Source organism: Flavobacterium agri (assembly GCF_013401995.1).
In the GTDB taxonomy this organism is placed as follows: Bacteria; Bacteroidota; Bacteroidia; order Flavobacteriales; family Flavobacteriaceae; genus Flavobacterium; species Flavobacterium agri.
In genome coordinates this window covers 610,896-634,174 of record NZ_JACBJI010000001.1, presented here as the reverse complement: position 1 = coordinate 634,174, position 23,279 = coordinate 610,896, and the positions used below count along the sequence as shown (strand labels likewise).

At 46.8% G+C, this 23,279-nt stretch carries 23 protein-coding genes and 1 tRNA gene; 11 read left to right on the top strand and 13 right to left on the bottom strand.

Annotation, left to right across the window (positions count from 1 at the left end; translation table 11 throughout):
• Positions 1-19 precede the first annotated feature (19 nt).
• Entirely contained in the window at positions 20-271 is a 252-nt protein-coding gene (locus HZF10_RS03045; RefSeq protein WP_176004702.1) for a hypothetical protein, read from the top strand.
• On the opposite strand, the gene HZF10_RS03040 is transcribed toward HZF10_RS03045, so the two are convergent.
• Positions 272-1,735: an AAA family ATPase gene (locus HZF10_RS03040; protein ID WP_176004701.1), complete on the bottom strand. Its 1,464-nt coding sequence runs from the start codon at positions 1,733-1,735 to the stop codon at positions 272-274.
• Positions 1,736-1,843: 108 nt separating this feature from the next.
• Positions 1,844-2,965, bottom strand: coding sequence for a vWA domain-containing protein (locus tag HZF10_RS03035; protein ID WP_176004700.1), 1,122 nt, complete (start codon positions 2,963-2,965; stop codon positions 1,844-1,846).
• Positions 2,966-3,092: 127 nt separating this feature from the next.
• On the opposite strand from HZF10_RS03035, the gene HZF10_RS03030 reads away from it, so the two are divergent.
• From HZF10_RS03030 to HZF10_RS03020, 3 genes are all read left to right on the top strand, one after another.
• Complete coding sequence (locus HZF10_RS03030) at positions 3,093-4,502, top strand: MBL fold metallo-hydrolase (protein ID WP_176004699.1); 1,410 nt, start codon at positions 3,093-3,095, stop codon at positions 4,500-4,502.
• A gap of 87 nt (positions 4,503-4,589) precedes the next feature.
• Positions 4,590-5,732 (top strand): TlpA disulfide reductase family protein, encoded by a 1,143-nt coding sequence (locus HZF10_RS03025; RefSeq protein ID WP_176004698.1) that lies wholly within the window; start codon positions 4,590-4,592, stop codon positions 5,730-5,732.
• Between the two features lie 132 nt (positions 5,733-5,864).
• A tRNA-Tyr gene (locus HZF10_RS03020) sits at positions 5,865-5,945 on the top strand.
• A gap of 522 nt (positions 5,946-6,467) precedes the next feature.
• On the opposite strand, the gene HZF10_RS03015 is transcribed toward HZF10_RS03020, so the two are convergent.
• Both HZF10_RS03015 and HZF10_RS03010 read right to left on the bottom strand, forming a co-directional pair.
• Positions 6,468-7,163 (bottom strand): SIMPL domain-containing protein, encoded by a 696-nt coding sequence (locus HZF10_RS03015; RefSeq protein WP_176004697.1) that lies wholly within the window; start codon positions 7,161-7,163, stop codon positions 6,468-6,470.
• 46 nt (positions 7,164-7,209) lie between these two features.
• Positions 7,210-7,854 (bottom strand): rhomboid family intramembrane serine protease, encoded by a 645-nt coding sequence (locus HZF10_RS03010; RefSeq protein WP_176004696.1) that lies wholly within the window; start codon positions 7,852-7,854, stop codon positions 7,210-7,212.
• 104 nt (positions 7,855-7,958) lie between these two features.
• Here HZF10_RS03010 and HZF10_RS03005 point away from each other — a divergent pair, with 104 nt between their 5' ends.
• On the top strand, positions 7,959-8,846 hold the full coding sequence (locus HZF10_RS03005; RefSeq protein ID WP_176004695.1) for a lysophospholipid acyltransferase family protein: 888 nt from the start codon (positions 7,959-7,961) through the stop codon (positions 8,844-8,846).
• Here the strand turns inward: HZF10_RS03005 and HZF10_RS03000 are convergent.
• From HZF10_RS03000 to HZF10_RS02975, 6 genes are all read right to left on the bottom strand, one after another.
• Positions 8,827-10,314 carry an aminotransferase class V-fold PLP-dependent enzyme gene (locus tag HZF10_RS03000; protein ID WP_176004694.1) on the bottom strand — a complete coding sequence of 496 codons (1,488 nt, stop codon included), beginning with the start codon at positions 10,312-10,314 and terminating at the stop codon, positions 8,827-8,829. The two genes, HZF10_RS03005 and HZF10_RS03000, sit on opposite strands and share 20 nt — an antisense overlap.
• Before the next feature lie 104 nt (positions 10,315-10,418).
• Positions 10,419-10,988 (bottom strand): chemotaxis protein CheB, encoded by a 570-nt coding sequence (locus HZF10_RS02995; RefSeq protein ID WP_176004693.1) that lies wholly within the window; start codon positions 10,986-10,988, stop codon positions 10,419-10,421.
• The gene (locus tag HZF10_RS02990) at positions 10,970-11,779 is read right to left on the bottom strand and encodes a CheR family methyltransferase (protein ID WP_176004692.1); all 810 of its coding nucleotides are present in this window, start codon (positions 11,777-11,779) and stop codon (positions 10,970-10,972) included. Before HZF10_RS02990 ends, HZF10_RS02995 begins: the two co-directional genes overlap by 19 nt.
• The gene (locus HZF10_RS02985; RefSeq protein ID WP_176004691.1) at positions 11,776-12,144 is read right to left on the bottom strand and encodes a response regulator; all 369 of its coding nucleotides are present in this window, start codon (positions 12,142-12,144) and stop codon (positions 11,776-11,778) included. Before HZF10_RS02985 ends, HZF10_RS02990 begins: the two co-directional genes overlap by 4 nt.
• A 2-nt stretch (positions 12,145-12,146) precedes the next feature.
• Positions 12,147-15,695 (bottom strand): hybrid sensor histidine kinase/response regulator, encoded by a 3,549-nt coding sequence (locus tag HZF10_RS02980; RefSeq protein ID WP_176004690.1) that lies wholly within the window; start codon positions 15,693-15,695, stop codon positions 12,147-12,149.
• A gap of 59 nt (positions 15,696-15,754) precedes the next feature.
• Complete coding sequence (locus HZF10_RS02975) at positions 15,755-16,981, bottom strand: hybrid sensor histidine kinase/response regulator (protein WP_176004689.1); 1,227 nt, start codon at positions 16,979-16,981, stop codon at positions 15,755-15,757.
• 210 nt (positions 16,982-17,191) lie between these two features.
• Between HZF10_RS02975 and xth the strand changes: the two genes are divergently transcribed.
• Positions 17,192-17,971, top strand: a complete 780-nt coding sequence (gene xth, locus HZF10_RS02970; RefSeq protein WP_176004688.1) for an exodeoxyribonuclease III — start codon at positions 17,192-17,194, stop codon at positions 17,969-17,971.
• A 130-nt stretch (positions 17,972-18,101) separates the two neighbouring features.
• Here the strand turns inward: xth and HZF10_RS02965 are convergent, their stop codons facing one another.
• Positions 18,102-18,692, bottom strand: a complete 591-nt coding sequence (locus HZF10_RS02965; RefSeq protein ID WP_176004687.1) for a DNA-3-methyladenine glycosylase family protein — start codon at positions 18,690-18,692, stop codon at positions 18,102-18,104.
• A complete protein-coding gene (locus tag HZF10_RS02960; RefSeq protein ID WP_176004686.1) occupies positions 18,692-19,861 on the bottom strand; it encodes a proline dehydrogenase family protein in 1,170 nt (389 codons plus the stop codon). The genes HZF10_RS02965 and HZF10_RS02960 overlap by 1 nt, the downstream gene beginning before the upstream one ends.
• A gap of 263 nt (positions 19,862-20,124) precedes the next feature.
• Between HZF10_RS02960 and HZF10_RS02955 the strand changes: the two genes are divergently transcribed.
• The gene (locus tag HZF10_RS02955; protein WP_176004685.1) at positions 20,125-20,502 is read left to right on the top strand and encodes a hypothetical protein; all 378 of its coding nucleotides are present in this window, start codon (positions 20,125-20,127) and stop codon (positions 20,500-20,502) included.
• A gap of 91 nt (positions 20,503-20,593) precedes the next feature.
• Here the strand turns inward: HZF10_RS02955 and HZF10_RS02950 are convergent, their stop codons facing one another.
• Positions 20,594-21,331 carry an SDR family oxidoreductase gene (locus HZF10_RS02950; RefSeq protein WP_217703333.1) on the bottom strand — a complete coding sequence of 246 codons (738 nt, stop codon included), beginning with the start codon at positions 21,329-21,331 and terminating at the stop codon, positions 20,594-20,596.
• A gap of 81 nt (positions 21,332-21,412) precedes the next feature.
• Here HZF10_RS02950 and HZF10_RS02945 point away from each other — a divergent pair, with 81 nt between their 5' ends.
• The 4 genes from HZF10_RS02945 to HZF10_RS02930 all read left to right on the top strand — a co-directional run bounded on the left by HZF10_RS02945 (position 21,413) and on the right by HZF10_RS02930 (position 23,268).
• Complete coding sequence (locus HZF10_RS02945) at positions 21,413-21,787, top strand: winged helix-turn-helix transcriptional regulator (protein ID WP_176004684.1); 375 nt, start codon at positions 21,413-21,415, stop codon at positions 21,785-21,787.
• A 97-nt stretch (positions 21,788-21,884) separates the two neighbouring features.
• Positions 21,885-22,214, top strand: coding sequence for a metalloregulator ArsR/SmtB family transcription factor (locus HZF10_RS02940; RefSeq protein WP_176004683.1), 330 nt, complete (start codon positions 21,885-21,887; stop codon positions 22,212-22,214).
• Positions 22,214-22,681, top strand: a complete 468-nt coding sequence (locus HZF10_RS02935) for an SRPBCC family protein (protein ID WP_176004682.1) — start codon at positions 22,214-22,216, stop codon at positions 22,679-22,681. Before HZF10_RS02940 ends, HZF10_RS02935 begins: the two co-directional genes overlap by 1 nt.
• A 32-nt stretch (positions 22,682-22,713) precedes the next feature.
• Positions 22,714-23,268: a DUF4256 domain-containing protein gene (locus tag HZF10_RS02930; protein ID WP_176004681.1), complete on the top strand. Its 555-nt coding sequence runs from the start codon at positions 22,714-22,716 to the stop codon at positions 23,266-23,268.
• Positions 23,269-23,279: the final 11 nt, after the last annotated feature.

The following is a 23,279-nucleotide window of genomic DNA, read 5'->3' as shown; positions in this document are numbered from 1 at the left end:
CACCTAACCACAAATGCGTATGAGTATTTCTTGCCAAGAATATGAGTTACAGATTGAAAAGGCGCAGGAAACCGTAAAGATTCTTGAAGAACGTTTAGTGTCGGTTCGCTCTAAACTCGACAAAAAGCCAGAGGATGCCGTTTATCGACGTGAACTCAAGCAGCTCACGCTCGACATGAAAATTACCATGAACGAGCTTGAGCATGCGCAATCCAAATTGGAGAACTGTCTCTCCAAAAACAAATCCAGTCTAAAGAAAGCCGTTACCTAATCACAGCTTGCTGATATAACTTCCGTAAGGATCCTTGAACTGAAAACCTTCGGTAAAACGATCCTTGCTGAGTTTGTTGTATTCGACCAATCCCCACAACACGAGCTCTTTCGTGAAATACGAATCTTCTTTTTCTGTTTCGGGCTGGTATTTTTTGATCAGGTCGGTCAACGGCGCGATCGAATCCAATTGTTTCCGGTATTCTTTTTCGGAAGCTTCATCGGCCAATTCAAAACCGCTTTCGGCAAAAAACCAATCGATGATTTCCTTATAAGGATTCGACTGGCCTTGTTTTTCGAGTTTTTCGATCTTTGGGAATAAGTCCGAGAACAAGGTTTTGACCGCGTCGGCGATCAACCTTTGGGCTACGAATGCCGCACCTTCCTGTTCGCCCTCGTATACCAATTCTACTTTTCCGGTAATCGCCGGTACAATTCCCAAAAAGTCCGACAAGCGTACTGTTGTTTTGTCTTCTCCCGATTTCAGCGCGCGTCTTTCTGCCGTACTCAGCAGGTTTTCATAAGCAGTGATGCTCATACGTGCGCTCACGCCGCTTTTGTTGTCTACAAATTCGCTTTCACGCGCTTCAAAACCGATTTGCTCAAGCACGTCTTTAGCCAATGAAGGCACATAAATACTTTGCTGCTGCCTTGTGTCGAGTTGGGCTTCCTGTTCGGTAATCGTGCGGGCTATTTCTATGGATTCGGGATAATGCGTCAGGATTTGCGAACCGATACGGTCTTTAAGCGGAGTGACGATACTGCCGCGGTTCGTATAATCTTCGGGATTGGCCGTGAATACGAACTGCATATCGAGCGGCATCCTCACTTTAAAGCCGCGAATCTGTATGTCGCCTTCCTGAAGGATGTTGAAAAGCGCGACTTGGATTCTTGCTTGCAGATCGGGTAGTTCGTTGATCACGAAAATGCAACGGTTCGCTCTGGGAATCATGCCGAAATGGATCACTCGGTCGTCTGCATACGACAGTTTCAGATTGGCGGCCTTTATCGGATCGACGTCACCGATAAGATCCGCAACCGTTACATCCGGAGTCGCCAGCTTTTCGAAAAATCGTTCGTTCCTGTGCAGCCATTTGATTGGTGTTTCATCGGCTTTTTCAGAAATCAGTTCAATTGCGAAACGCGAGATCGGCTGTAAAGGATCGTCGTTTATTTCGGAACCGTCTACATAGGGAATGTACTCGTCGAGCAGATTGATCATCAATCTCGCCAATCGCGTTTTTGCCTGACCTCTCAATCCTAACAAGTTGATATTGTGCCGTGAAAGAATCGCTCGTTCAAGTTCTGGTATAACCGAATTTTCGAATCCGTGAATGCCTTCGAATGCCGATTTTCCTGCTTTTATTTTCTCACGTAAATTGTCGCGCAATTCGTCTTTTATCGATTTGGAGACGTAGCCCGATTTTTTGAGCTCGCCCAATGTTTTTATGTTTTCTGTCTTCATATTTTGGAATGCGGATTTCTTTGATTTTCCAGATTTCCGCTAATTTCTATTTAAGTTATTTTCTACTGCCGCTGATACCGCAACTACAACTGTCAGTGCCTGCTATCATCAACCGCGAATCCTCTTCTTCCGATTCGTCTCATAATCCTCAAAAATCATCTCACCCAATCCCTGAAGTCCCGTATAGAAGGCCTTCCCTTGATTAGCTTCGGTGAAAAGACTTACGAAACGCTGCAGATACGGATCGTCGGCTATCATGAACGTCGTTATCGGAATATGAAGCCTTCTCGCCTGAGCCGCCTGCGTATAACATTTGTCTACGATATATTCGTCGAGGCCGTTGCTGTTCATATAATAGGAACCGTCGCGTTCGCGCACGCAGCTCGGTTTTCCGTCGGTAATCATGAAAATCTGTTTGTTCGTGTTGCGTTTGCGCCTCAAGATATCCATCGCCAATTGCAATCCGGCGACGGTATTCGTATGATACGGCCCGACTTTGAGATACGGCAAATCCTTGATCGCGATCGACCAGGCGTCATTTCCGAAAACGATAATGTCCAACGTATCTTTCGGATAACGCGTCGTGATCAATTCGGCCAAAGCCATCGCCACTTTTTTGGCAGGTGTGATGCGGTCTTCACCATATAAGATCATCGAATGCGAAATGTCGATCATCAATACCGTACTCATCTGGGCTTTGTAGCGCGCCTCTTCTACGATCAGGTCGTTTTCCGTAAGGCGGAATTCATCGGCTCCGTTGTTGATTTGCGCATTCCTCAAACTCTCCGTAAGCGAAATCCTCTCGAGGCCGTCCCCGAATTGGTACTCTCGGAATTCGCCCGTGTGTTCGTCTCCTCTACCCGTAAATTTGGTTTTGTGATTGCCTGATCCGCTTTTCTGCAGGTTGCCGAAAATCTGTTCCAAAGCCTGTTTTCGGATGGCGCGCTCCGTTTTGGCGGTAATGCTCAAGCCGGGGGTGCCGTCGTCCTCGAACTCTTCGCGTATGTAACCTTTTCGCTTGAGGTCCTCTACAAAATCGTCTATGGTGTAATTTTCGTCTGTAAGGTTGTATTCGGAATCCAGTTCGCGCAGCCAGTCTAAAGCTTCATCGAGATCGCCAGAGGTATGTGTAATCAATTCCTTGAAAATGTCGAACAATCGGTCGAAAGGAGACAATTCAGGCGCTTTGTACGAATGGAAGTAAAAGCCTTTTCTATGCGTATTGTCCATACCGATAAAATTACGGCAAAATCAAAGCCGACGTCCTGCTGACGATACTAATTTTAAGTTAAATCGGATTCCGCCCAAACCTATAAAAATCGTACTTTTATGCCCGGCATAAGCCAACCCGAACATTATGAAAATCGAACAAATCTATACCGGATGCATCGCCCAGGCTGCGTATTACCTGGAAAGCGAAGGTGAAGTAGCCATTTTTGACCCGTTGCGCGAGGTACAGCCTTATATCGACAAGGCCAATAAGGACAACGCCAAAATCAAATACATTTTCGAGACGCATTTCCATGCCGATTTCGTTTCGGGACATCTCGACCTTGCCAAGAAAACGGGCGCGACGATCGTTTACGGACCTACCGCAAAACCTGAATTCGAGGCGCATATCGCATCCGATAACGAAGAATTCAAAATCGGAAAATATACCGTAAAGGCGATTCATACGCCAGGGCATACTCTGGAAAGCACTTGTTATCTTTTGATTGATGCCGATGGAAAGATGCACGGAATCATTACGGGTGACACGCTTTTTATCGGTGATGTCGGACGTCCGGACCTGGCCCAGGAAATGGTTTCTGAACTCACCCAGGAAAAACTCGCGGGTTACCTGTTCGATTCGCTTCGCAACAAGATCATGACTTTGCCCGATGATTTGACCGTCTATCCAAGCCACGGTGCCGGAAGTGCGTGCGGTAAAAACATGAGTAAGGAAACCACCGATTCGCTCGGCAACCAGAAAAAGACCAATTACGCTTTGCGCGCCGATATGACCAAAGACGAGTTCATTTCGGAACTGCTCGACGGTTTGGGTGCACCTCCGGCCTACTTTCCGCAAAACGTAAAATTGAACATCAAAGGATACGAAAGCCTTGACGACATCATGTCGCATAGCAAAAAAGCCATGTCGGCTCAAGCTTTCGAAGCGGCCGTGAACGAGACGGATGCCATCATTCTCGACGTCCGACACGAAAGCGAGTTCGTCAAAGAACACATTCCCAATTCGATTTTTATAGGACTTCAGGGCAATTTCGCACCTTGGGTCGGCGCTTTGCTCATGAATGTGAACCAGCCGTTGTTGCTCGTTACTCCCGAAGGAAAAGAAGAAGAAGCGATCATGCGGCTGTCGCGTGTCGGGTTCGACCATGTGCTCGGTTATCTTGAAGGCGGAATAGCTGCCTGGAAGAATGCCGGATTCGAAACGGATGACATGGCTTCGATTTCACCCGAGGAGTTCGCATCGCAGATTTCAGATAAAAAATCGGTGATCGATGCAAGAAAACCCGGAGAATTTGAAGCCGAACATGTAGAAAACGCGCTCAATTTTCCGCTCGATACGGTGAACGAGAATTTCGCGGGATTGCCTAAAACCGAATTTTTCCTGCATTGCGCCGGCGGTTATCGTTCGGTCATTATGGGATCTATCCTGAAATCGCGCGGCATCCACAATTTCATAAACGTAGAGAAAGGCATGGCCGGCATCAGGAAAACCGAAGTGCCGCTTACGAATTTCGCCTGTCCGTCGGGTTCTAAATAATACCGTTTTTTATAACAAAATTAAGCCGTCCAATTCGTGTGCGGCTTTATTTTTGGATACATTTGCACACGAAAACACATTTGAATAATGAAAAAAGCTTTTTTGGCGTTGGCGATACCGACGCTTTTTGTAGCCTGTAATTCGGTTGGTGACAACGAATTCGTACTTAAAGGAACCGTTTCGGGCGTCGACGGGAAAAACATCATCCTGAAACGACAGGACGATTCCCTCGGTCAGGTAAATCTCGATACCGTAAAGATTGAAAAAGGAAAATTTGAGTTCAAAGGTACGATCAATGAACCCGAAATGTACGGGTTGCAGATCCAGGATCAGCCGAACGTTTCTCCTTTCATTGCAGAAAATGGTGAAATCGAGATTGCAATCAATAAAGACAGCATTTTCAAGAATAAGATATCGGGAACTTTCAACAATGAGAAATTTACTGAATATGGTGAGTTTTCAACCAAACTCACCAAAGGCATCGGTGACAAATGGAAAAAACTACAGCCCGAATACCTGAAGGCACAATCCTCTAAGGATACGGCGGCCATGCGTAAGATCCAGACGCAAATGGAAAACATGCAGAAAGATTTGGGAACCCAGATGACCAACTGGGCTAAAAGCAATCCTAAGGCTTACATTTCCATTTTCCTTATCCAGAACGGATTCAGGGCTTTCGAACCCAATATCGAAGAAATCGAGACGCTTTACAACAATCTCGATCCAGAACTGAAAAAGACGAAAGCGGGCAAAAAATTGGGCGAGAACATCAAAAAATTCAAAGTGGTCGAAGTAGGCCGTCGCGCACCCGAATTTTCTGCCACGACTCCAGACGGAAAAACGGTTTCGCTAAAGGACGCACGCGGTAAAGTCACGCTTATCGACTTTTGGGCATCATGGTGCGGACCTTGCCGTAAAGCAAATCCTGAATTGGTGGCGTTGTACAATGAATTGCATCCGAAAGGACTTAACATTATCGGAGTTTCGTTGGATAAACCGGGACAAGCGGACAAATGGAAAGAAGCGATTGCCAAAGACGGACTTACGTGGACACAAGTCTCGAATTTGAAAGAATGGAAAGATCCGATTGCGATGCGCTACGGGGTTGAGGCCATACCAAGCAGTTTCATCGTGAACCAATACGGAGTGGTTGTCGGAAAAGACCTCCACGGAGCCGAACTCAAGAAAAAAATAGAGGAATGGCTAGCTAAACCAGATGTACCGAAATAATAGCAAATCCTCCAATCGGAGGATTTTTTATTTTACTGGCATTCAAATCCTTAAAAAATAGTTCCGAAATATATTGGGCTTAAACTTGCAAAGCCCAAAAACCGCACTATATTTGCAGCCGGTTAACGCCACGGGAAGATACTCAAGCGGCCAACGAGGACGGACTGTAAATCCGTTGGGAAACCTTCGCAGGTTCGAATCCTGCTCTTCCCACTAAGTGAAAAACTCTTTTTGAAATGCAACAAGCTTCGCTTGATTGCGGTTTCGAAAAGAGTTTTTTTTGCTTTGTGAAGGTTCACCTTCACGGATGAACGAGCGCAGCGAGTTAATCCTGTGGGAATGTCGCTATCAAAAACTCTAACTCATTTCGAATTTAATTTTTTCAAAGATTCACCTTCACACATCACGAGTAAAGAGCAATCCATTAAAAATAGATTTGAATTATAGAAATTTCACCGATACCTTGCAATTCTAAATCATTGTCCAAGATTATTTCAATCCAAAAAGCAATAATCAAAAATTATAAAAATTAACCTCCATATTTTCCTTCTGTCGCATCTATAAAAAACGCGAACCCATTCTCACCTTTTTTAAAAAATCTTTCGGCAAATCGCTTAAAAATCAATTCGGAAACGAAATCACGAATTTTCACTTCGAAACCGTCTTTTCAAATTCATTTCAAGCCAAAAAAAATCCCGGACGAACCGGGACTTTAAATTATCGTGTTTTTACTATTTAGTCAAGAAGGAAACTCACGCTTACATTCGCCGTAACTTCGATTTCCCCGATTGCAAGTGTTTCGGGAGCGCCGCCAGCCATCGCATCTGCATTGGCCATTGCCATGAATTTCTCGGCACGCGGATAAATAATCTGCGTATTGTCGTTTACCATAAGTGCCTTGCCTACTTTTTGCGTAAGTACCGAAACGTAATCGTCTGCTTTTCGCTTGGCGTCCTGCATCGCGAGTTTTCGTGCATCAGATTTGAACTGTTCTTCTTTGGATGATTCGAAATTGATGTAGTTCACTCGGTTGATTCCAGTATCGACAAGCCCCGACATCAGTTCGTCGTATTTGTCAAGATTGCGAAGGAAAATCACGATCGTCTGATTCGCGATATAACTATATTTCTTTTTGTCGTAATCGTATTGAGGCGTGAGCGAAACCTTTTGCGTTTGGACATCGCCTTTCGGAAGGTTGAACTTTTTGAGGAACTGAATGACTTTTTCGGTAGTCAAATCGTTCTGTTTTTTGATTTCGGTAGCATTCGCGCCCTTGTTCTCGATTCCGATGGAAATGTGCGCCTGGTCGGGCGTAACTTTTACCTTTCCTTCGCCCGAAACGTTGATTTGCGGCTTTTGGTCAACGACCTGGATTTGGGATGTGGCGGCCATAGATACCAAAACAGCCGACAAGAGAAAAAACTTTTTCATAGTGATTGTTATTTGTGTTATTGTCGTGTTTCCAATTATTGTGCCATCACAGCTTTCCGAACCGCTCCATAATGAACAAAGCCGCTATCGGCAAGGCTAAAGCGATGACTGTGAAGGTGTCATCGGTAAAAATATGTGGGCGATATAAAAGCGTGATCGCATAACCGCCAATCGCGCCTCCAAAGTGGGCCGTGTGTCCAATGTTGTCGATCTTGGCACGCATCCCATAAATCGAATAAGCCAAATACAAAATACCGAAAAGCCAGCCCGGAATGGCGATTCCCGGAAGAAACATCAAACCAACACCGAGATTCGGGTCAAGCAAAATGGCCGAAAAAAGAATACCTGTGACCGCTCCCGATGCGCCAATCGCCCGATACGAATAATCGTCTTTGTGCAAAACGAGCGTCAGAAGGCTTCCCGCAACAAGACTCACGGCATAAACCAAAAGAAACGAAAGCCTGCCCAATTCATCGATTACAGTCGGAGCGAAAAAATACAAGGTGAGCATATTGAACGCCAAATGCATCACGTCGGCGTGCAGAAAACCGGAAGAAATCATCCTGATCTGTTCGCCCGAACGTATACTGCCGATATGAAAGTCGTATTTTCTAAAGAAATAAAGATCGTTGAAACCTTTGGCGCTAATGAGCACGGTGGCCGCGATCAGCGCGATCAGAACAATATCCATGGAAGTGATTTTACGCTATCAAAAATACGAATCTTTGCTGTGGTTTTGTTAACGTGCGCAACGCTCCACGGCATTATAACGTATATTTGCCAAAAATTTAACGGATGCAATTGCTGCTTTTCCTGTTGGTTTATCCGGCCTTGTGGCTGATTTCCATTTTGCCTTTCCGATTGCTTTACGCATTTTCTGATGCCGTATATATATTGGTGTACCGCATCATCGGCTACAGAAAAAAAACCGTGCGCGCCAATCTCGAAATGGCATTGCCTCATTTGTCGGTATCGGAACGAAGAATCGTAGAGAAGAAATTCTACCGTCATATGTGCGACATGTTCCTTGAGATGATCAAGACGATGTCGATTTCCCAATCCGAAATGGACAAGCGTTTCGTTTTTACGAATCTTCCGGTTTATCTCGAAATGGAAAAAAAAGGCAAGAACATTGCGTTGATGTGCGCGCATTATGCCAGTTACGAGTGGGTGATTTCGATGAACCGATACATCACTTTCGACGGATACGCCATTTACAAACGCATTGCGAACAAGCATTTCGACAAACTAGTGCGCAATATCCGATCCCGATTCAAAGCCCATCTGATCACGACCAAAGAAACCGGCGAAACCATATTGCACAACCTGCACGAGCACAAACCAAGCGTCTACGGATTCGCGAGCGATCAATCGCCGAAAGCAGGCAAAGCGCATCACTGGACGAAGTTCATGGGCATCGAAACACCAGTTCACACGGGCGCCGAAATGCTTGCAAAGAAGTTCGACATGAACGTGATTTTTTTGCGCGTCGAAAAAGTGAAACGCGGCTATTATCGCGCTACGCTAGAAGAATTGTCGACAGATGCGCGCTCGGTTCCCAATTATGAGATTACCGACGAATTCATGAAACGCGTCGAAAAGCAAATCCTTGAAGCTCCCGAATACTATTTATGGACGCACAAACGCTGGAAACACAAACGCGTCACTCAAACCAATCCTTGACCATTTCCCCGATCTGGTTGCCGGCCGATTGATGCACGAACTCATTGTTCGCGTTGTTGTATCGGTAATCTTTGGCCCATTCCTTATGGTTGGCGGCCAATCCGCGGATGCTTTTGCACACGAATGCGATTTCTTCGTTGGTCGTCGTCGGATGGATTGACATACGGATCCATCCCGGTTTTTCAAGCAATTCCCCGTGCGTGATCTTGTCGGTAAGGTAATGCGATTGTTCCTGGTCGACGTGTAACAGATAATGGCCGTAAGTTCCGGCACAACTACAGCCGCCGCGTGTTTGGATGCCGAAACGGTCGTTGAGTAGTTTCACACCCAGGTTGAAGTGCAATCCGTCGATGTAAAAAGAAATGACGCCGAGCCTGCTTTTGTGTTGGCCCGCCAAAATAGTGAGGTTCGGAATGTTTTCAAGTTCCGAAAAAACGAAATTCACGATCTCTTCTTCCCTTTCCAAAATATTCTGCACGCCCATTTCCTCTTTCAATCGAATCGCGAGTGCGGTTTTTATCGTCTGAAGAAAGCCCGGAGTACCTCCGTCTTCACGTTCTTCAATGTTGTCGATGTATTTGTGTTCGCCCCACGGATTCGTCCAGCTCACCGTTCCACCGCCCGGATGGTCGGGAATCATGTTCTTGTACAACTTCTTGTTGAACACCAAAACGCCCGAAGTGCCGGGTCCGCCAAGGAATTTGTGAGGTGAAAAGAATATGGCATCCAGGTAACACTCTTCGTCCGCCGGATGCATATCGATGTTTACATAAGGTCCGGAACACGCGAAATCGACGAAACACACACCGTTGTTGCGATGCATCAAACGCGCGATTTCATAATACGGCGTCTTGATTCCCGTCACGTTCGAACATGAAGTCACCGAAGCGATCTTGAATTGCCTGTCCTTGTATTCTTCTAAAAGACTAGCGAACGTATCGAGACAGAAAAGCCCTTTTTCACAAGCAGGAACAACGACCACATCGGCAATGGTTTCAAGCCATGACGTCTGGTTCGAATGGTGTTCCATGTGCGAAACGAAGACCACCGGACGCTTTTCTTTCGGGATATCGGTATACTTCTGAAGATTTTCGGGGACTTTCAACCCCAAAATGCGTTGGAATTTATTGACGACGCCCGTCATGCCGCTTCCGTCGGTAATCAAAATATCGTTACTTCCGGCGTTGACATGGTCTTTGATGATGTGACGTGCTTTGTGGTACGCCATCGTCATCGCCGTTCCAGAAACCGTAGTCTCGGTATGCGTATTGGCCACGAAAGGCCCGAATTCGTTGAGCAGCTTCTCCTCTATCGGACGATACAGCCGGCCGCTTGCCGTCCAATCGGTGTAGATGATTTTTTTGGTGCCGAAAGGCGAATCGAATTCTTGGGAAATCCCGATGATATGGTTACGGAATTTGCTGAAATACTGCTCCAACGAAGTTTTGGTTGCCGTTTCTGGACTCATGGCGTCGTGTTTACTAAGATTCAATTCGGCCTTAAGGCGCGAGTGCGGCAAAGGTAATCGTTCGCATCAAAACCTGCAAAAGCGAAAACGTTATAATTTTGGATTCAGATGCGGTTGATGACCGATGCGATTTCGTCCATATCGACCACCATATCGGGTTCCACCATTTGGATCGCGCTCGACGGCATATACGACATTCCCGCCGATTTCGGATCCTGGATGATGATCGTGCCACCATTTTCCTTGATACGAGAACAACCGAAAGCGCCGTCTGCATTCGAACCCGAAAGCAAAATAGCGATTACAGAAGGCCCGAAAGCATCGGCCGCCGATTCAAAAACTACATCTATGCTCGGTCGGCTGTAATTGACCTTTTCGGAAGCGTCGAGCGCGAGCGTGCCGTCTTTTTCGAAAAGCAGATGATAATCGGAAGGCACGATATAAATAGCGCCGTTTGTCATGACGGTCTTGTCCTCGACCTCTTTCACAGGAACCAAAGTCTTCATTGCAATCAGTTCTTCGAGCGTAAGATCGTCCGAATGCTTGCGGTGTAAAACGATCACGATCGGAAACGCCAAACCCGTGGAAAGTTCGGGCAATACGTGCATCAAAACTTCGAGACTTCCAGCCGATCCGCCAATGAGCACGAGCTTTTTCACTTGATTTTCTTCCATATCTTGTCGCGGTCGTGTTGCTGGTATTTTTTCTGTATGGACGAGAATTTGATGCTTTCTTTCGTACCCAAAGCCAAATATCCGAGATTGGCTAGGCTTTCGTCGAAAAGCGACAACGCATGATCCTGTAATTGTTTGTCGAAATAGATAAGTACGTTTCGGCACAAAATCAGGTCGAATTCGTTGAAAGAGCGGTCCGACACGAGATTGTGCTGCGCAAACACCATTTTTTCGGTAAAGCGTTCATTGAATTTGGCGAATCCGTAGTTGGCCGTATAATAGCCCGAAAAATCGTTCTTGCCTCCCGAATGCACATAGTTTTCGGAGTATTCCTTCATCATCCGCAGCGGGAAAATCCCTTTTTTGGCCGTTTCCAATACTTGCGGATTGATGTCGGTCGCATACAACAACGCCTTGTGCATCAGGTTGGCTTCTTCGAGCATGATCGCCATCGAATACACTTCTTCGCCCGTAGAACAGCCCGCGTGCCAAATCCTGATGAACGGTTTGGTGGCGAGTTCGGGCAAAATCGTCGTACGCAACACCCGATAAAAAGCCGGATCGCGGAACATTTCGGTTACGTTTACCGTTATTTCCTCAACCATGCGTTTGAAGTATTCGGGTTCCGACCTTACTTTTGACAGGAAATCGGCAAACGATTTGAAACCGTCCACTTCCATCAGGCGTGAAATGCGCCTGCCGAAAGAAGCCTGCGAATATCCGCTGAAATCGTAGCCGTAATATTCGTAAACCTCGTTGATCAACAAATCAAGTTCGCGTTCGTCGGTCATTTGAATTTGGATAACAATTGTACGAGTTTGTCGATATCGACAGGTTTCGAGATGTATTCGTCGGCACCTGCCAAAAGACATTTTTCACGATCGCCCACCATAGCTTGGGCCGTCACCGCGATTACAGGAAGCTTTTGTCGGTTCGGAAGCGCTTTTATGATCGAAATCGCTTCATAGCCGTCCATTTCGGGCATCATCATATCGAGAAGTACATAGTTGAGTGGCATATCCGATCGCAATAAATCGATAGCCTCTTTTGCGGTCGAACTCGAAATGCATTCAAAATTCCTCGATTTGAGTACGGCCGACAACGCGAAAATGTTGCGCGAATCGTCATCGACGACAAGTATTTTTTTCTTTTCCATGACTAGTTCTTATCGTAAAGCCACACGCGAAGCAGCGACATGAGCTGGTCCACGTCTACGGGTTTCGTAATGTAATCGGATGCGCCCGCGTTGATACATTTCTCGCGATCGCCCGTCATGGCTTTCGCGGTCACGGCGATCACGGGAAGGTTCTTGTACTTTTTGTTCTCGCGGATTCGCGTGGCTGTTTCGTATCCGTCCATATTGGGCATCATCATGTCGAGCAGCACGACATCGGTTTCGGGATGGGAATCGAGCATTTTGAGCGCTTCTTTTCCGTCGATGGCCGTAATCACATTCATTTTCAAGGTCTCGAGCGCTTTCGTGAGTGAATAGATGTTGCGTACGTCGTCGTCAACGACCAGAACCGTTTTGCCATTGAGCACGTTGTTGAGCAGGTTGACTTTTTTGTTTTTGCCGTCGGCTTTTTTCTGTTCTTCCATCAAATGCAGGAAAAGCGACACCTCGTCGAGCATGCGTTGATACGAATGTGCCGTCTTGACAATGATCGAATCCGCGTAGTGCTTGATCTTCACTTCTTCTTTGAGCGACAAACTTTTTCCCGTAAAGACGATGACCGGAAGATTCTCGAAACCTTTGTTTTTCTTGACGTTTTCCAATATCTCGTACGAATGCTTGTCGGGAATTCCCATGTCGAGGATCACGCAATGCACTTCGGTCTTCTTGAGTGCGTCGACGCCTTCCGAAATATCGCTCTTGATTTCGGAATTGATGTTGTGTGCGTCGAGGAAATACGCGAGCGCCTTTGCATGTTTCGGGTTGTCTTCTATGATGAGTACTTTTTGGGATTCGCGGTTCACGATCTGTTCGATGCGCTTGAACACGTCGGGAATCTGTTCGTAAGCCACGGGTTTGTCGAGGAAATTCACCGCACCTTTGAGCAAGCTTTCCTGCTTGAGTTTGTGCGACGACATGATATGTACCGGAATATGACGTGTCTGTCCGTTGTTTTTGAGCTCTTCCATGACTTCCCATCCGCTTTTGACCGGAAGTTGTATGTCGAGCAAAATTCCGACGGGTTTGAACGCCAAGGCCAGATTGAGCGCGTGGTCGCCACGAACCGACACGATTCCTTTGTAGCCGCGTTGGTGCGTGAATTCGAGAAGCGATTTGGCGAAATTCGTATCGTCTTCCACAATCAGGATCGTGCGGTCGTCTTCGGAAATATTGTCGCGATCGTCGGGAACGGCCTCGGGAATATCCTGGCTGATGTACTCGTCTTTCTTTTGGATTTGGATATCGCTTTCTGTCGTTTCGTCCGTGTCTTCTTTCACCTTGGTGATCACAACTGGCGCGGATGAAGCGGAAAGCGGAATCGTCAACGTGAATTCGCTCCCTTCGCCGACCACACTGTTTAACTTGAGTTCGCCTCTGAGCAGTTTGGCGAGTTCGCGGCTGATCGACAATCCCAAACCGGTACCTCCGTATTTGCGTTTGGTTGAACCGTCGGCTTGTTGGAAAGCCTCGAAAATCAGCAGTTGTTTTTCCGGCGGAATCCCGATGCCCGTGTCCTTGACCGAAAACGTAACCGATTTCTCGGACGATTTGGCAATAGACAACGTGACCGAACCTTTTTCGGTGAATTTGATCGCGTTCGAAATCAGGTTCTTGAGGATTTGTTCCAGACGCATCTTGTCGGTCTTGACGACGATCGGCGCGCCCTTATCGTCAATATGGAACTCGATTCCTTTGTCTTTGGCCACTTCGCCGAACAAACTGCGCATCGAACCGGTGATTTCGGGTACTGATATTTCGGCGAATTCCAAATCCATCTTGCCCGCCTCTATTTTGGAAAGATCGAGGATTTCGTCAATGAGGCCAAGCAATCCGTTGCCCGAACTATTGATGACACGAGCGAATTCGGCTTGTTCCTCGGTCATGTTCTTTTCGTTGTTTTCGGAAAGCAATCGACTCAACAACAATATCGAATTCAAAGGCGTGCGTAATTCGTGCGACATGTTGGCCAAAAATTCCGACTTGTAGCGTGTGGTGCGTTCCAAATCTTCAGATTTCTTTTGGATTTCGGTATTGCGTTCTTCCAAAAGCACGCTGCGTTCGGCCAGCTCTTCGTTGGTCTGCTGCAATTCTTCCTGCTGCACTTTGAGTTCTTCTTCGGATGCCTGCAGTTTCTCGGTCTGGGCTTCGAGTTCGGCGTTCATGCTTTCGAGTTCGGTATGCTGCACGCGCAATTCCTCAGACTGTGCCTGGGTTTCTTCTAAAAGTTCCTGCACTTTCGCACGGTTTTGTGCTCCTTTCAACGCGATGGCGATGTTATCCGCGACGGCCAAAATGAATTCCAACTGCAATGCCGTGAACGAATTGGCGGTTGCAAGCTCAAGCGCTCCTTCCACATTGGTTTCCTTGAGCGGGATTGCGATGATGTGTTTGGGTTTCATCTCTCCGAGCGCATACGAAATGCTGATGTTGTCCGGAGAATCGGCTTTGAGTTGTATCAATTTGTCCGATTCCACCGCCTGGCCGACCAAACCTTGCCCGATTTGCAGCCTTTCGCGTTTCGGGTTCGGTACATAACTGTATCCGGCCGTGGCCAAAAGCGAATCGCCGTCCTGAATGTAAAGCACGCCGGCATTGCTCGAAGTATATTCGGATACATATGTTATGATGTCTTTGGCGAGTTGGTTGGTGCTTTTCTCGCCTATCATCACGTCGGCAAGTCCGGCCACGCCTGTCTGTAGCCATTCCTTATCGGAAAGCGACTGGAACGAACGGTCGAGTTCCGTTGCCATATTGTTCAGCGAATCGGCCACACTTCCGAGCGAATCGGCTGTAGAATCCTTGACGCGCACCTTGAAATTCCCTTGGGAAATCTGCACGGCAATCCCGCTGATGATTCGGATGCGCTCGGCCATTTCGGCTTCCTTGTCGACGAGCTGACGGTTGAGTTTCGTACGTTCGTTATAGTCGTTGAGAATCCTCACGAAGAAAAGTCCGCTGAGCAACAACGAAACCAAAGCCGCAGCCACGATAAGCGACACGCTGTAATTCGCGTACGATTTCGATTCGGTCGTCCTCATCTTGAGCAATCGCAACTCTTCGCTTTCCATACGTCGGATGATGGTGCGCATCTCGGCCATCATGGCTTTTCCGTTGCCCAATTCCGAAACCGAAAATTCACCTCGTTTTTTCTCGCCGATGCGCGCTTGCAGGTACAGGAAATACTTGAGTCTCAACGGCACGAGCTCGCGCAAATTGTTCTGCTGGACCGGATTGTCAAGCGTAAGTTGCTTGAGTTTGTTGAAATACGCCTCGGCCCGAACCTCCGATCCGTTGTATTCACTAAGGTATTCATCCTTTCCCGTAATCAGGAAGCCGCGCATGGACGCCTGGGCGTCGGTCATCACCTGTTGCCCGCGATTGAGGTTGTAGATGACTTCGTTCGTGTGATCGACGAGTTCGGTACTTCCCAAAAGACTGCGGATACTCAGGTAAGCCGCTCCCGAGCTTACCAAAAGCAGCAATATCGAAGCGCCGAAGCTCAGGATAAGGTTTCTTTTAAACGTGTTTTGCATTTGTATTGGTTTTATTCCAATGTGTCACCTAAGATTGGTGTACATCGGCTGTTGTTTGGTCAGGTTGGTAATATGATCAGGAATTTGGCACCTTCGCCGGGCTTGCTTTTGGCGGTGATCAGTCCGTTGTGGCGTTCGACGATCTTTTTGGCGATGGCCAGGCCGATCCCGGTTCCTTCATAGCTTTGCCTGTCGTGCAGACTCTGAAAAATTACGAAAATTCGGTCGAGGTACATTTCGTCGAAACCAATGCCGTTGTCTTCGATAAGGATGCGGCAGTATTTACCTTGCGGATGCGGCTTGGCGTCGAAATCTTTATCGGCTACGGTTTCGCAGGAAACGTTGATTACGGGAGCTGTTCCATCCTTCGAGAATTTCAACGCATTTCCTATAAGATTTTGGAACAGTTGTCGCAATTGTCCCGGAATCCCATCGATTTTTGGCAATTCGCCAACATTGACGACACCTTTTTTCGTGCTGATTTGATGCTCGAGGTCGGACAGGACTTCGTTTACGGTATCGTCGAGATACACGTCTTCGGTCACGACGGTAGAAGACAGCCTTGAATAATCGAGCAGATCGTTGATCAGGTTGGTCATTCGCGCGGCCGAACCCACTGTGCGGTTGGCGTAATCGATTCCTTTCGGATCGTCTGTGAGGTAACGGTCGCGCAACAGTTTCACGAAAGTCTCGATCTTGCGCAGCGGCTCTTTCAAATCGTGCGAAACGACCCAAGCGAACTGCTGCAGTTCGTGGTTGCGCAATTCGAGTTCTTCGTTCTTTTGGGTGAGTTCGGACGTTCTTTCGGCTACCTTGAATTCAAGATTTTCGTTGGCCAGCATGAGTTCCTGCTGGGTTTCCTTGCGGATTTCGATTTCCTTCGAAAGCAGGTCGCGCATGTCCTTAAGTTCCTTGTTTTGCTGGTACAATTTAAGGAAAGTCTTGACTTTGAGGATCAGCAGGTCGGGATCGACGGGTTTCGTGATATAGTCGACGCCTCCGGATTCGTATCCTTTGGTGATGTATTTCTTTTCTTTGTTGATTGCCGACAGGAAAATCACGGGAAGGTCTTTCGTACGGCTGCTTCCGGCGAGCGTTTCTACGACCTCGAAACCGTCCATGCCCGGCATTTGCACGTCCATGATAATGAGTGAATATTCCCGTTTGAGGATTTTAAGAAGTGCTTCTTCACCAGATTCGGCAGCATCCGATTCGAGCCCATGTACCTCAAGGATTTTTTTTAACGGAAGAATATTTTCCTTTTTGTCGTCTACGATCAGGATCATGAAATACAAAAATTACGGCTGATCGTAGAATCGGCAAGGGTTCGGAAATAAGACATAAACTGAATGTGTTCGTTTTCTTTTGGCTTGATGATGGCCTCAACCCACAAATTTTGCTATTAAAATTTAATGCGGTGTTACATGATTCACATGTTTTTATATCGATAATTCTTACAGATTAAATCCGTAAATTAGTGTGGTAAACGTGGTGATATGAAAATAGCGACTTATAACGTGAACGGCGTCAACGGCAGGTTGCCCGTATTGTTGCGTTGGCTCGAAGAAACCCGGCCCGACGTGGTTTGCCTGCAGGAACTCAAGGCACCTCAGGAAAAATTCCCCGAGCAAGCCATAAACGGCGCGGGTTACCAAGCGGTTTGGCACGGACAGAAAAGCTGGAACGGAGTGGCAATTCTTTCGAAAAATCACGAAATAAAAGAAATCGGGCGTGCACTTCCCGGAGATGCCGAAGACGTGCAAAGTCGTTATCTCGAAGCCATGGTCGGCGGAATCCTGATTTGTTGCCTGTACCTTCCGAACGGGAATCCGGCGCCTGGGCCAAAATTCGACTACAAACTCAAATGGTTCGAACGTTTACAGGATCGCGCTAAAAAACTATTGGAATTCAAGACACCTACAATCCTTATTGGCGATTTCAACGTAATGCCGACCGAACTCGACGTTTACAAACCCGAGCGATGGGTTGACGATGCTTTATTCCGACCTGAAACAAGGACGGCTTTCCATACGTTGATGGAACAAGGTTGGACGGATGCCATCCGAAAATTGTATCCGACCGAAGTGATTTACACCTTTTGGGATTATTTCAGGACCGCTTACGGAAGAAACGCCGGATTGCGCATCGACCATTTCCTGCTAAGCCCCGAACTCAAGGATAAATTGGTAGAAGCTAAAGTGGATAAGCATGTGCGCGGTTGGGAAAAGTCGAGCGATCATGCGCCGGTTTGGATTGAGTTGAGAGGTGATTTGTGAAAAGTGAAATGTGAGATGTGAAATGTAAAAATGTGATTTGTGAATGGTTGTCAGAAAACGAAAAGCTTTCAACACCTAATCCACCAAATAGTATTTTACATTTCACATTTCACCTTTTACCATTCACCCTTTAACTCCTCCAGATCAAAACGCTCGCATACGTCCTGAACGGACTCCAATTTTGGGCGATTGCATACATGTCTGCAAGGAATTTCTTTTTGTCGGATCGATCCAAACCATATAGTTCGGCTACTTTTTTCTGAAGGATCAAGTCGTCACCCGGAAACAAATCTTCGCGCCCTAATGCGAACATCAGGAAAAGTTCGGCCGTCCATTTGCCGATACCTTTGATTGAGGAAATGTAAGCGATCGCCTCGACATCGGACATTTTCGACAAGGATTCGAAATTGATGCCGTTTTCCAAATCGAATTTAGCCACGTTTTGGATGTAAGTCGCTTTCTGTTTCGAAAGCCCGATACTTTTGAGCGTGTCGAAATCTATCGAAGCCACTTGTTGGGACGTCGGTTCGTTTCCTCCGAACAAATTCAGGAAACGTTCCAATATCACTTGGCCGACACGCGTGGAAAGCTGTTGGTTGATGATCGTCCGATACAAATACTGAGGCAGGTTCTGCTGTCTTTTAAGCTCGACTTGTTGTGCGTTTTCCAAAATCGGCAACAACGCTTTGTCTTGCGACAGATGTTCGAGATAGCCCGACATCATTTGCCTTTGCGACGGTTGCGTTCGGTTTTGAGCAAGGTCAATTCGCGACTTGTTTGGCCTGCAACCGACGTGTTTTCTTCGGCTCTTCGTATAAGATACGGCATCACGTCGCGCACCGGCCCGAACGGAAGGTATTTGGCCACATTATAACCGTCGGCTGCCAAATTATAGCTGATGTTGTCGCTCATGCCGTACAATTGACCGAACCACACGCGCTCGTCGTTTTTGGCGATGCCTTTCTGCTGCATCAATTCCATCAACTTGTAGGAGCTTTCTTCGTTGTGCGTTCCCGCGAAAACGGCCATAGAATCGATATGGTCGAGCATGTAGGCGATTCCCGAATCGTAATTCTTGTCGGTGGCTTCTTTGGTGGCGCAGATCGGCGTCGGATAGCCTTTTTCTTCGGCACGTTTATGCTCTTTTTCCATATAAGCGCCGCGAACTAATTTCATTCCAATATAAAAACCGTCTCTTTTGGCGCGGTCGTGCAGTTGCTGCAAATAATGCAATCTATCGTGGCGGTACAATTGAAGCGTATTGTAAACGATGGCTTTGTCTTTGTTGTATTTGCGCATCATCTCTTCGACGAGATCATCGGCCGCGTCCTGCATCCAACTTTCCTCGGCATCGATAAGAAGTGCGACGTTCTTGTCGTGTGCGGCTTTACAAACGAGGTCAAAACGCTCCACTACTCTACTCCATTCGGCTTTTTCCTGAGGATTGAGTTCCTGCCCTTCGCCCAATTTTTCGTACAGTTCGAATCGCCCGAAGCCCGTAGGTTTGAAAACCGCGAACGGAATCGCTTGTCTTTGCTCGGCAAACTCTATGGTTTTGAGCGTCATCTTCAGCGCCGCATCGAACTGTTCTTCTTCTTCTTTTCCTTCTACCGAATAATCAAGAACCGATGAAACGCCTTTAGTAAACATCTTGTCGACCACCGGAAGACAGTCCTGTTCGTTCACGCCTCCGCAGAAATGGTCGAAAACCGTAGCCCTGATCAGGCCTTCTACCGGAAGGTGCGCCTTGATCGCGAAATTCGTCACGGCCGTACCGATCCTTACTAGCGGTTCGCTGTCTATGAGTTTGAAAAGGAAATAAGCGCGGTCAAGTTCGGTGTCGCTTTTGAGCGCGAATGCAATTTGTGTGTCGTTGAAGATCTTTTCCATCGGTTTTTTGAAGATTATGCAAATATAGACACACTATTTCATTTCCTCTTGACGGATTGGAAAAATATGATATCGTTTTCGCACTTCATCGGTAAAAAATGCAGGGTTTGTTTTTTGTCGGTAATCGCACTTTTTTTTATCGACGAACGCCACGCCGCTGGTGATTGGAAGAGTTTTTTGGCTATTCAACGACTTTAAAAGGGCAGCAATAGGATTGTTGATAAGTTTGCTTCGAAATCTAAGATCAGATATACCACACGAACATGGATAAAATTTTCGACCCCGTATACAGAAAGGAATACATGGATGGGTACATTTTCGGACTCAATCCATTCATAGACGGCGACCTTAGCGTTTGCGGGGAAGCTTTTGCCACCGGATTCTATTCGGGCCGCCATAATTACGAAAGCAAAAACGGATTGGTCACTAACGGTATACCGCGCAAAATCCTGACCAACGATATCCTTGAGGATTTCATGCTTTCGGGCGTGTTGGGCATGAGTATCGATCTTGACGGATATTCCGAATTCCAGATCCGTGTGATCGGTAAATGGTACATGAGCGGTGTAGAGAAATACGACGGCACAGAATTTTTCCCTTTGGCCGCGCTACTTGAAGAAATGGAAATAGAAATACTATAATCCAGGGACATTCCCAAGAACGTAAATACCATAAACAAAGCACTAGGCTACGGGAAACCGCGGCCTTTTGTGCTTTTTATAGGTATATGGTTTACAAACTCATTCCACCGTCGATCAGGAATTCCGATCCTGTGATGAATGAAGATTCAGGTTGGCTTAGGTGAGCAACCAGTTTGGCGACGTCTTCGGCTTTGCCTATGTGCTTGAGCGGCACTCTTTCGATGATCCAGTCTTTGATTCCGTCTAAAGTGGCCTGATCGTATCCTTGCTTGCTTAAGATAGGTGTCTCGATCGGCCCGGGACTGACCGCGTTGACCCGGATGTGACGCGGCGCAAGCTCTACAGCGGCAATCTTCATCACCGAATTCAACGCCGCCTTACTCGAAGAATAAATCGACGAGTTCGCGGCGTTCATGCTTGCAGTGTTAGACGAAAGGAATACGACCGAAGCCCCGTCGTTGAGAATCGGTATGAAACGACTTAAGGTAAAATAGGCGCCTTTGAAATTCACGTTGATCACTTGGTCGAAGATTTCCTCGGTGGCTTCTGCGATCGCGCTTCCGCCGAGAACACCGGCATTTATGAACAGTATATCGACTTTTCCGAATTTGCGTTTGATTTCGGATACGAGGTTTTCGATGTCGGAAACGTTGCCCTGATCGGCGACGATCCAATCGACGCCTAATTCATCGGCCGCTTGCGATACCGCTTCTTTACGCCTTCCTGTGATGATGACTTTGGCGCCTTGGTTTTTCAATTCGTTTGCCGTCGCATATCCTATACCGCTGTTTCCGCCGGTCACGACCGCAATTTTATCTTTTAGTTGCATGATTTAATGTTTTTAAGATTTCATGCAAATTTACAATGCAATTGATATACTTTTGTAACCAGTATAACAGAGTATATCAAAATGAAAAGCACAGATATTCATCAAAAAGCCAAACAAATACTGTCTGAACTCCGCGACCAAAAAGAGGAAATCCAGGCATTGCAGGATGCCATTTATGTAATCGGAGGCAAATGGAAACTTCCGATAATCAACTCTATCTGCAACGGGAACAAGCGTTTTAGGGAAATAGAGCGCAGCATTCCGGGAATTACCACGCGTATGCTGTCCAAAGAACTCAAGGAAATGGAAGCCAACCAGCTCATTACGCGTACCGTCACGCCTACTTCACCTGTTTTGGTTGAATATTTTTCTACAGAGTATTGCTATTCGTTCGGTGATATCATCCTCGAGATGATCAAATGGGGAAAAGCGCATAGGGAACGCATCCGCAAATAATTCGAAGACAAAATTTATTTGAATCTGATAAAAAATTCGTTCAAAAATTTGTGTAGCTAAATAACTACATATATATTCGTAGTCAAATAACTACACGATGAATTTAAGAAGGGATGTTTTCCAGGCCATTGCCGATCCTACCCGAAGAGCCATACTGCTTTTGGTGACCACGCAATCTATGACGGCCGGCGCGATCGCATCGAATTTCGATACGGCCCGACCCACGATTTCCAAGCATTTACAGATACTTACCGAATGCGAATTGCTTCAGCAGGAACAAAAAGGCCGCGAAATCCATTATCACCTGAATCTCGAAAAGATGAAAGAAATAGCCAATTTCATTGAGCCGTTCCGACAAATGTGGGACGACAGGTTCAACAAACTCGAAAACGTAATGAAAGCATACCAACAAAAAAACGATGCATAATGGAAAGAAAAACCAAAATCCACGCCGAAGACAACAGACATGACCTAACCATTACACGCGAGTTCGACCTGCCGCTGGAATTGTTGTTCAAAGCGTATACCGAACCTCGGATCGTCGAGCAATGGATGGACAATAACGTACTGCTTCTCGAAAACAAAAGACATGGCGGTTACGAATTCCAGAAATCCGATGCGAACGGAAATGTGGTTTTCGAGGCCAATGGCTGCATTCACGAATTCATTCCGAACCGAAAAATCGTCCGGACTTTCGAAATGACGAATGCTCCGTTCGACGTGCAACTCGAGTTCCTTGAGTTCGAAAAAAGAACGGAAGCGACGAGCCGCCTTACCATGCATGTCGTTTATAAGTCAGTCGCATTAAGGGATGCGATGCTCAAATTGCCGTTCGCTTACGGCATCAATATGGCGCACGACCGCCTTGAGGAAATCGTCGGTAAATTGAAATGACACACCAAGTCGAACCATAAAAACACTTCAACATGAATACTTTATCTGCATCACAACAAAAAGAATTTATCGAGATGCTGCAAACGCGATTCGAGAAAAATATCGCGCGACATAAAGGTCTCGAATGGGCCGAAATCCAAAGAAGGCTTGAATCCGATACCAAAAAACTATGGGCGCTGTTTCAAATGGAACAGACCGAAGGCGAACCCGACGTCATCGGAATCGACGAAAAAACAAACGAATTCCTGTTTGTCGATTGTTGTGCCGAAAGCCCGAAAGGCCGCCGCAGCATCTGTTACGACCAAGCCGCACTCGAAGCGCGAAAAGAACACAAACCGGCCAACAGCGCCATGAATCTGGCCAAATCTATGGGCGTCGAGATACTTACCGAAGAAGAATACCGCCTGTTGCAGCAACTCGGCAAGTTTGACCTCAAGACGTCGAGTTGGGTAAAAACGCCGGACAACATCCGGAAATTGGGAGGCGCCGTGTTCTGTGACAGACGCTACGACACCGTTTTTCTATATCACAACGGAGCCGATTCCTATTATGCGGCAAGAGGTTTTCGCGCGATTGTAAGAGTCTGAAGCGCGTCATT

Excerpts from the sequence above, each read along its gene's own strand:
- HZF10_RS02940 (WP_176004683.1), top strand. The coding sequence starts at position 21,885 with ATGAATTTAAGAAGGGATGTTTTCCAGGCCATTGCCGATCCTACCCGA.
- HZF10_RS02950 (WP_217703333.1), bottom strand. The coding sequence starts at position 21,331 with ATGCAACTAAAAGATAAAATTGCGGTCGTGACCGGCGGAAACAGCGGT.
- HZF10_RS02955 (WP_176004685.1), top strand. The coding sequence starts at position 20,125 with ATGGATAAAATTTTCGACCCCGTATACAGAAAGGAATACATGGATGGG.
- HZF10_RS02995 (WP_176004693.1), bottom strand. The coding sequence starts at position 10,988 with ATGGAAGAAAATCAAGTGAAAAAGCTCGTGCTCATTGGCGGATCGGCT.
- HZF10_RS03045 (WP_176004702.1), top strand. The coding sequence starts at position 20 with ATGAGTATTTCTTGCCAAGAATATGAGTTACAGATTGAAAAGGCGCAG.
- HZF10_RS03005 (WP_176004695.1), top strand. The coding sequence starts at position 7,959 with ATGCAATTGCTGCTTTTCCTGTTGGTTTATCCGGCCTTGTGGCTGATT.
- HZF10_RS02965 (WP_176004687.1), bottom strand. The coding sequence starts at position 18,692 with ATGTCGGGCTATCTCGAACATCTGTCGCAAGACAAAGCGTTGTTGCCG.
- HZF10_RS02945 (WP_176004684.1), top strand. The coding sequence starts at position 21,413 with ATGAAAAGCACAGATATTCATCAAAAAGCCAAACAAATACTGTCTGAA.
- xth (WP_176004688.1), top strand. The coding sequence starts at position 17,192 with ATGAAAATAGCGACTTATAACGTGAACGGCGTCAACGGCAGGTTGCCC.
- HZF10_RS03025 (WP_176004698.1), top strand. The coding sequence starts at position 4,590 with ATGAAAAAAGCTTTTTTGGCGTTGGCGATACCGACGCTTTTTGTAGCC.
- HZF10_RS02960 (WP_176004686.1), bottom strand. The coding sequence starts at position 19,861 with ATGGAAAAGATCTTCAACGACACACAAATTGCATTCGCGCTCAAAAGC.
- HZF10_RS03000 (WP_176004694.1), bottom strand. The coding sequence starts at position 10,314 with ATGAGTCCAGAAACGGCAACCAAAACTTCGTTGGAGCAGTATTTCAGC.
- HZF10_RS03010 (WP_176004696.1), bottom strand. The coding sequence starts at position 7,854 with ATGGATATTGTTCTGATCGCGCTGATCGCGGCCACCGTGCTCATTAGC.
- HZF10_RS03030 (WP_176004699.1), top strand. The coding sequence starts at position 3,093 with ATGAAAATCGAACAAATCTATACCGGATGCATCGCCCAGGCTGCGTAT.
- HZF10_RS02980 (WP_176004690.1), bottom strand. The coding sequence starts at position 15,695 with ATGCAAAACACGTTTAAAAGAAACCTTATCCTGAGCTTCGGCGCTTCG.
- HZF10_RS03035 (WP_176004700.1), bottom strand. The coding sequence starts at position 2,965 with ATGGACAATACGCATAGAAAAGGCTTTTACTTCCATTCGTACAAAGCG.
- HZF10_RS02930 (WP_176004681.1), top strand. The coding sequence starts at position 22,714 with ATGAATACTTTATCTGCATCACAACAAAAAGAATTTATCGAGATGCTG.
- HZF10_RS02975 (WP_176004689.1), bottom strand. The coding sequence starts at position 16,981 with ATGATCCTGATCGTAGACGACAAAAAGGAAAATATTCTTCCGTTAAAA.
- HZF10_RS03040 (WP_176004701.1), bottom strand. The coding sequence starts at position 1,735 with ATGAAGACAGAAAACATAAAAACATTGGGCGAGCTCAAAAAATCGGGC.
- HZF10_RS02935 (WP_176004682.1), top strand. The coding sequence starts at position 22,214 with ATGGAAAGAAAAACCAAAATCCACGCCGAAGACAACAGACATGACCTA.
- HZF10_RS02985 (WP_176004691.1), bottom strand. The coding sequence starts at position 12,144 with ATGGAAAAGAAAAAAATACTTGTCGTCGATGACGATTCGCGCAACATT.
- HZF10_RS02990 (WP_176004692.1), bottom strand. The coding sequence starts at position 11,779 with ATGACCGACGAACGCGAACTTGATTTGTTGATCAACGAGGTTTACGAA.
- HZF10_RS03015 (WP_176004697.1), bottom strand. The coding sequence starts at position 7,163 with ATGAAAAAGTTTTTTCTCTTGTCGGCTGTTTTGGTATCTATGGCCGCC.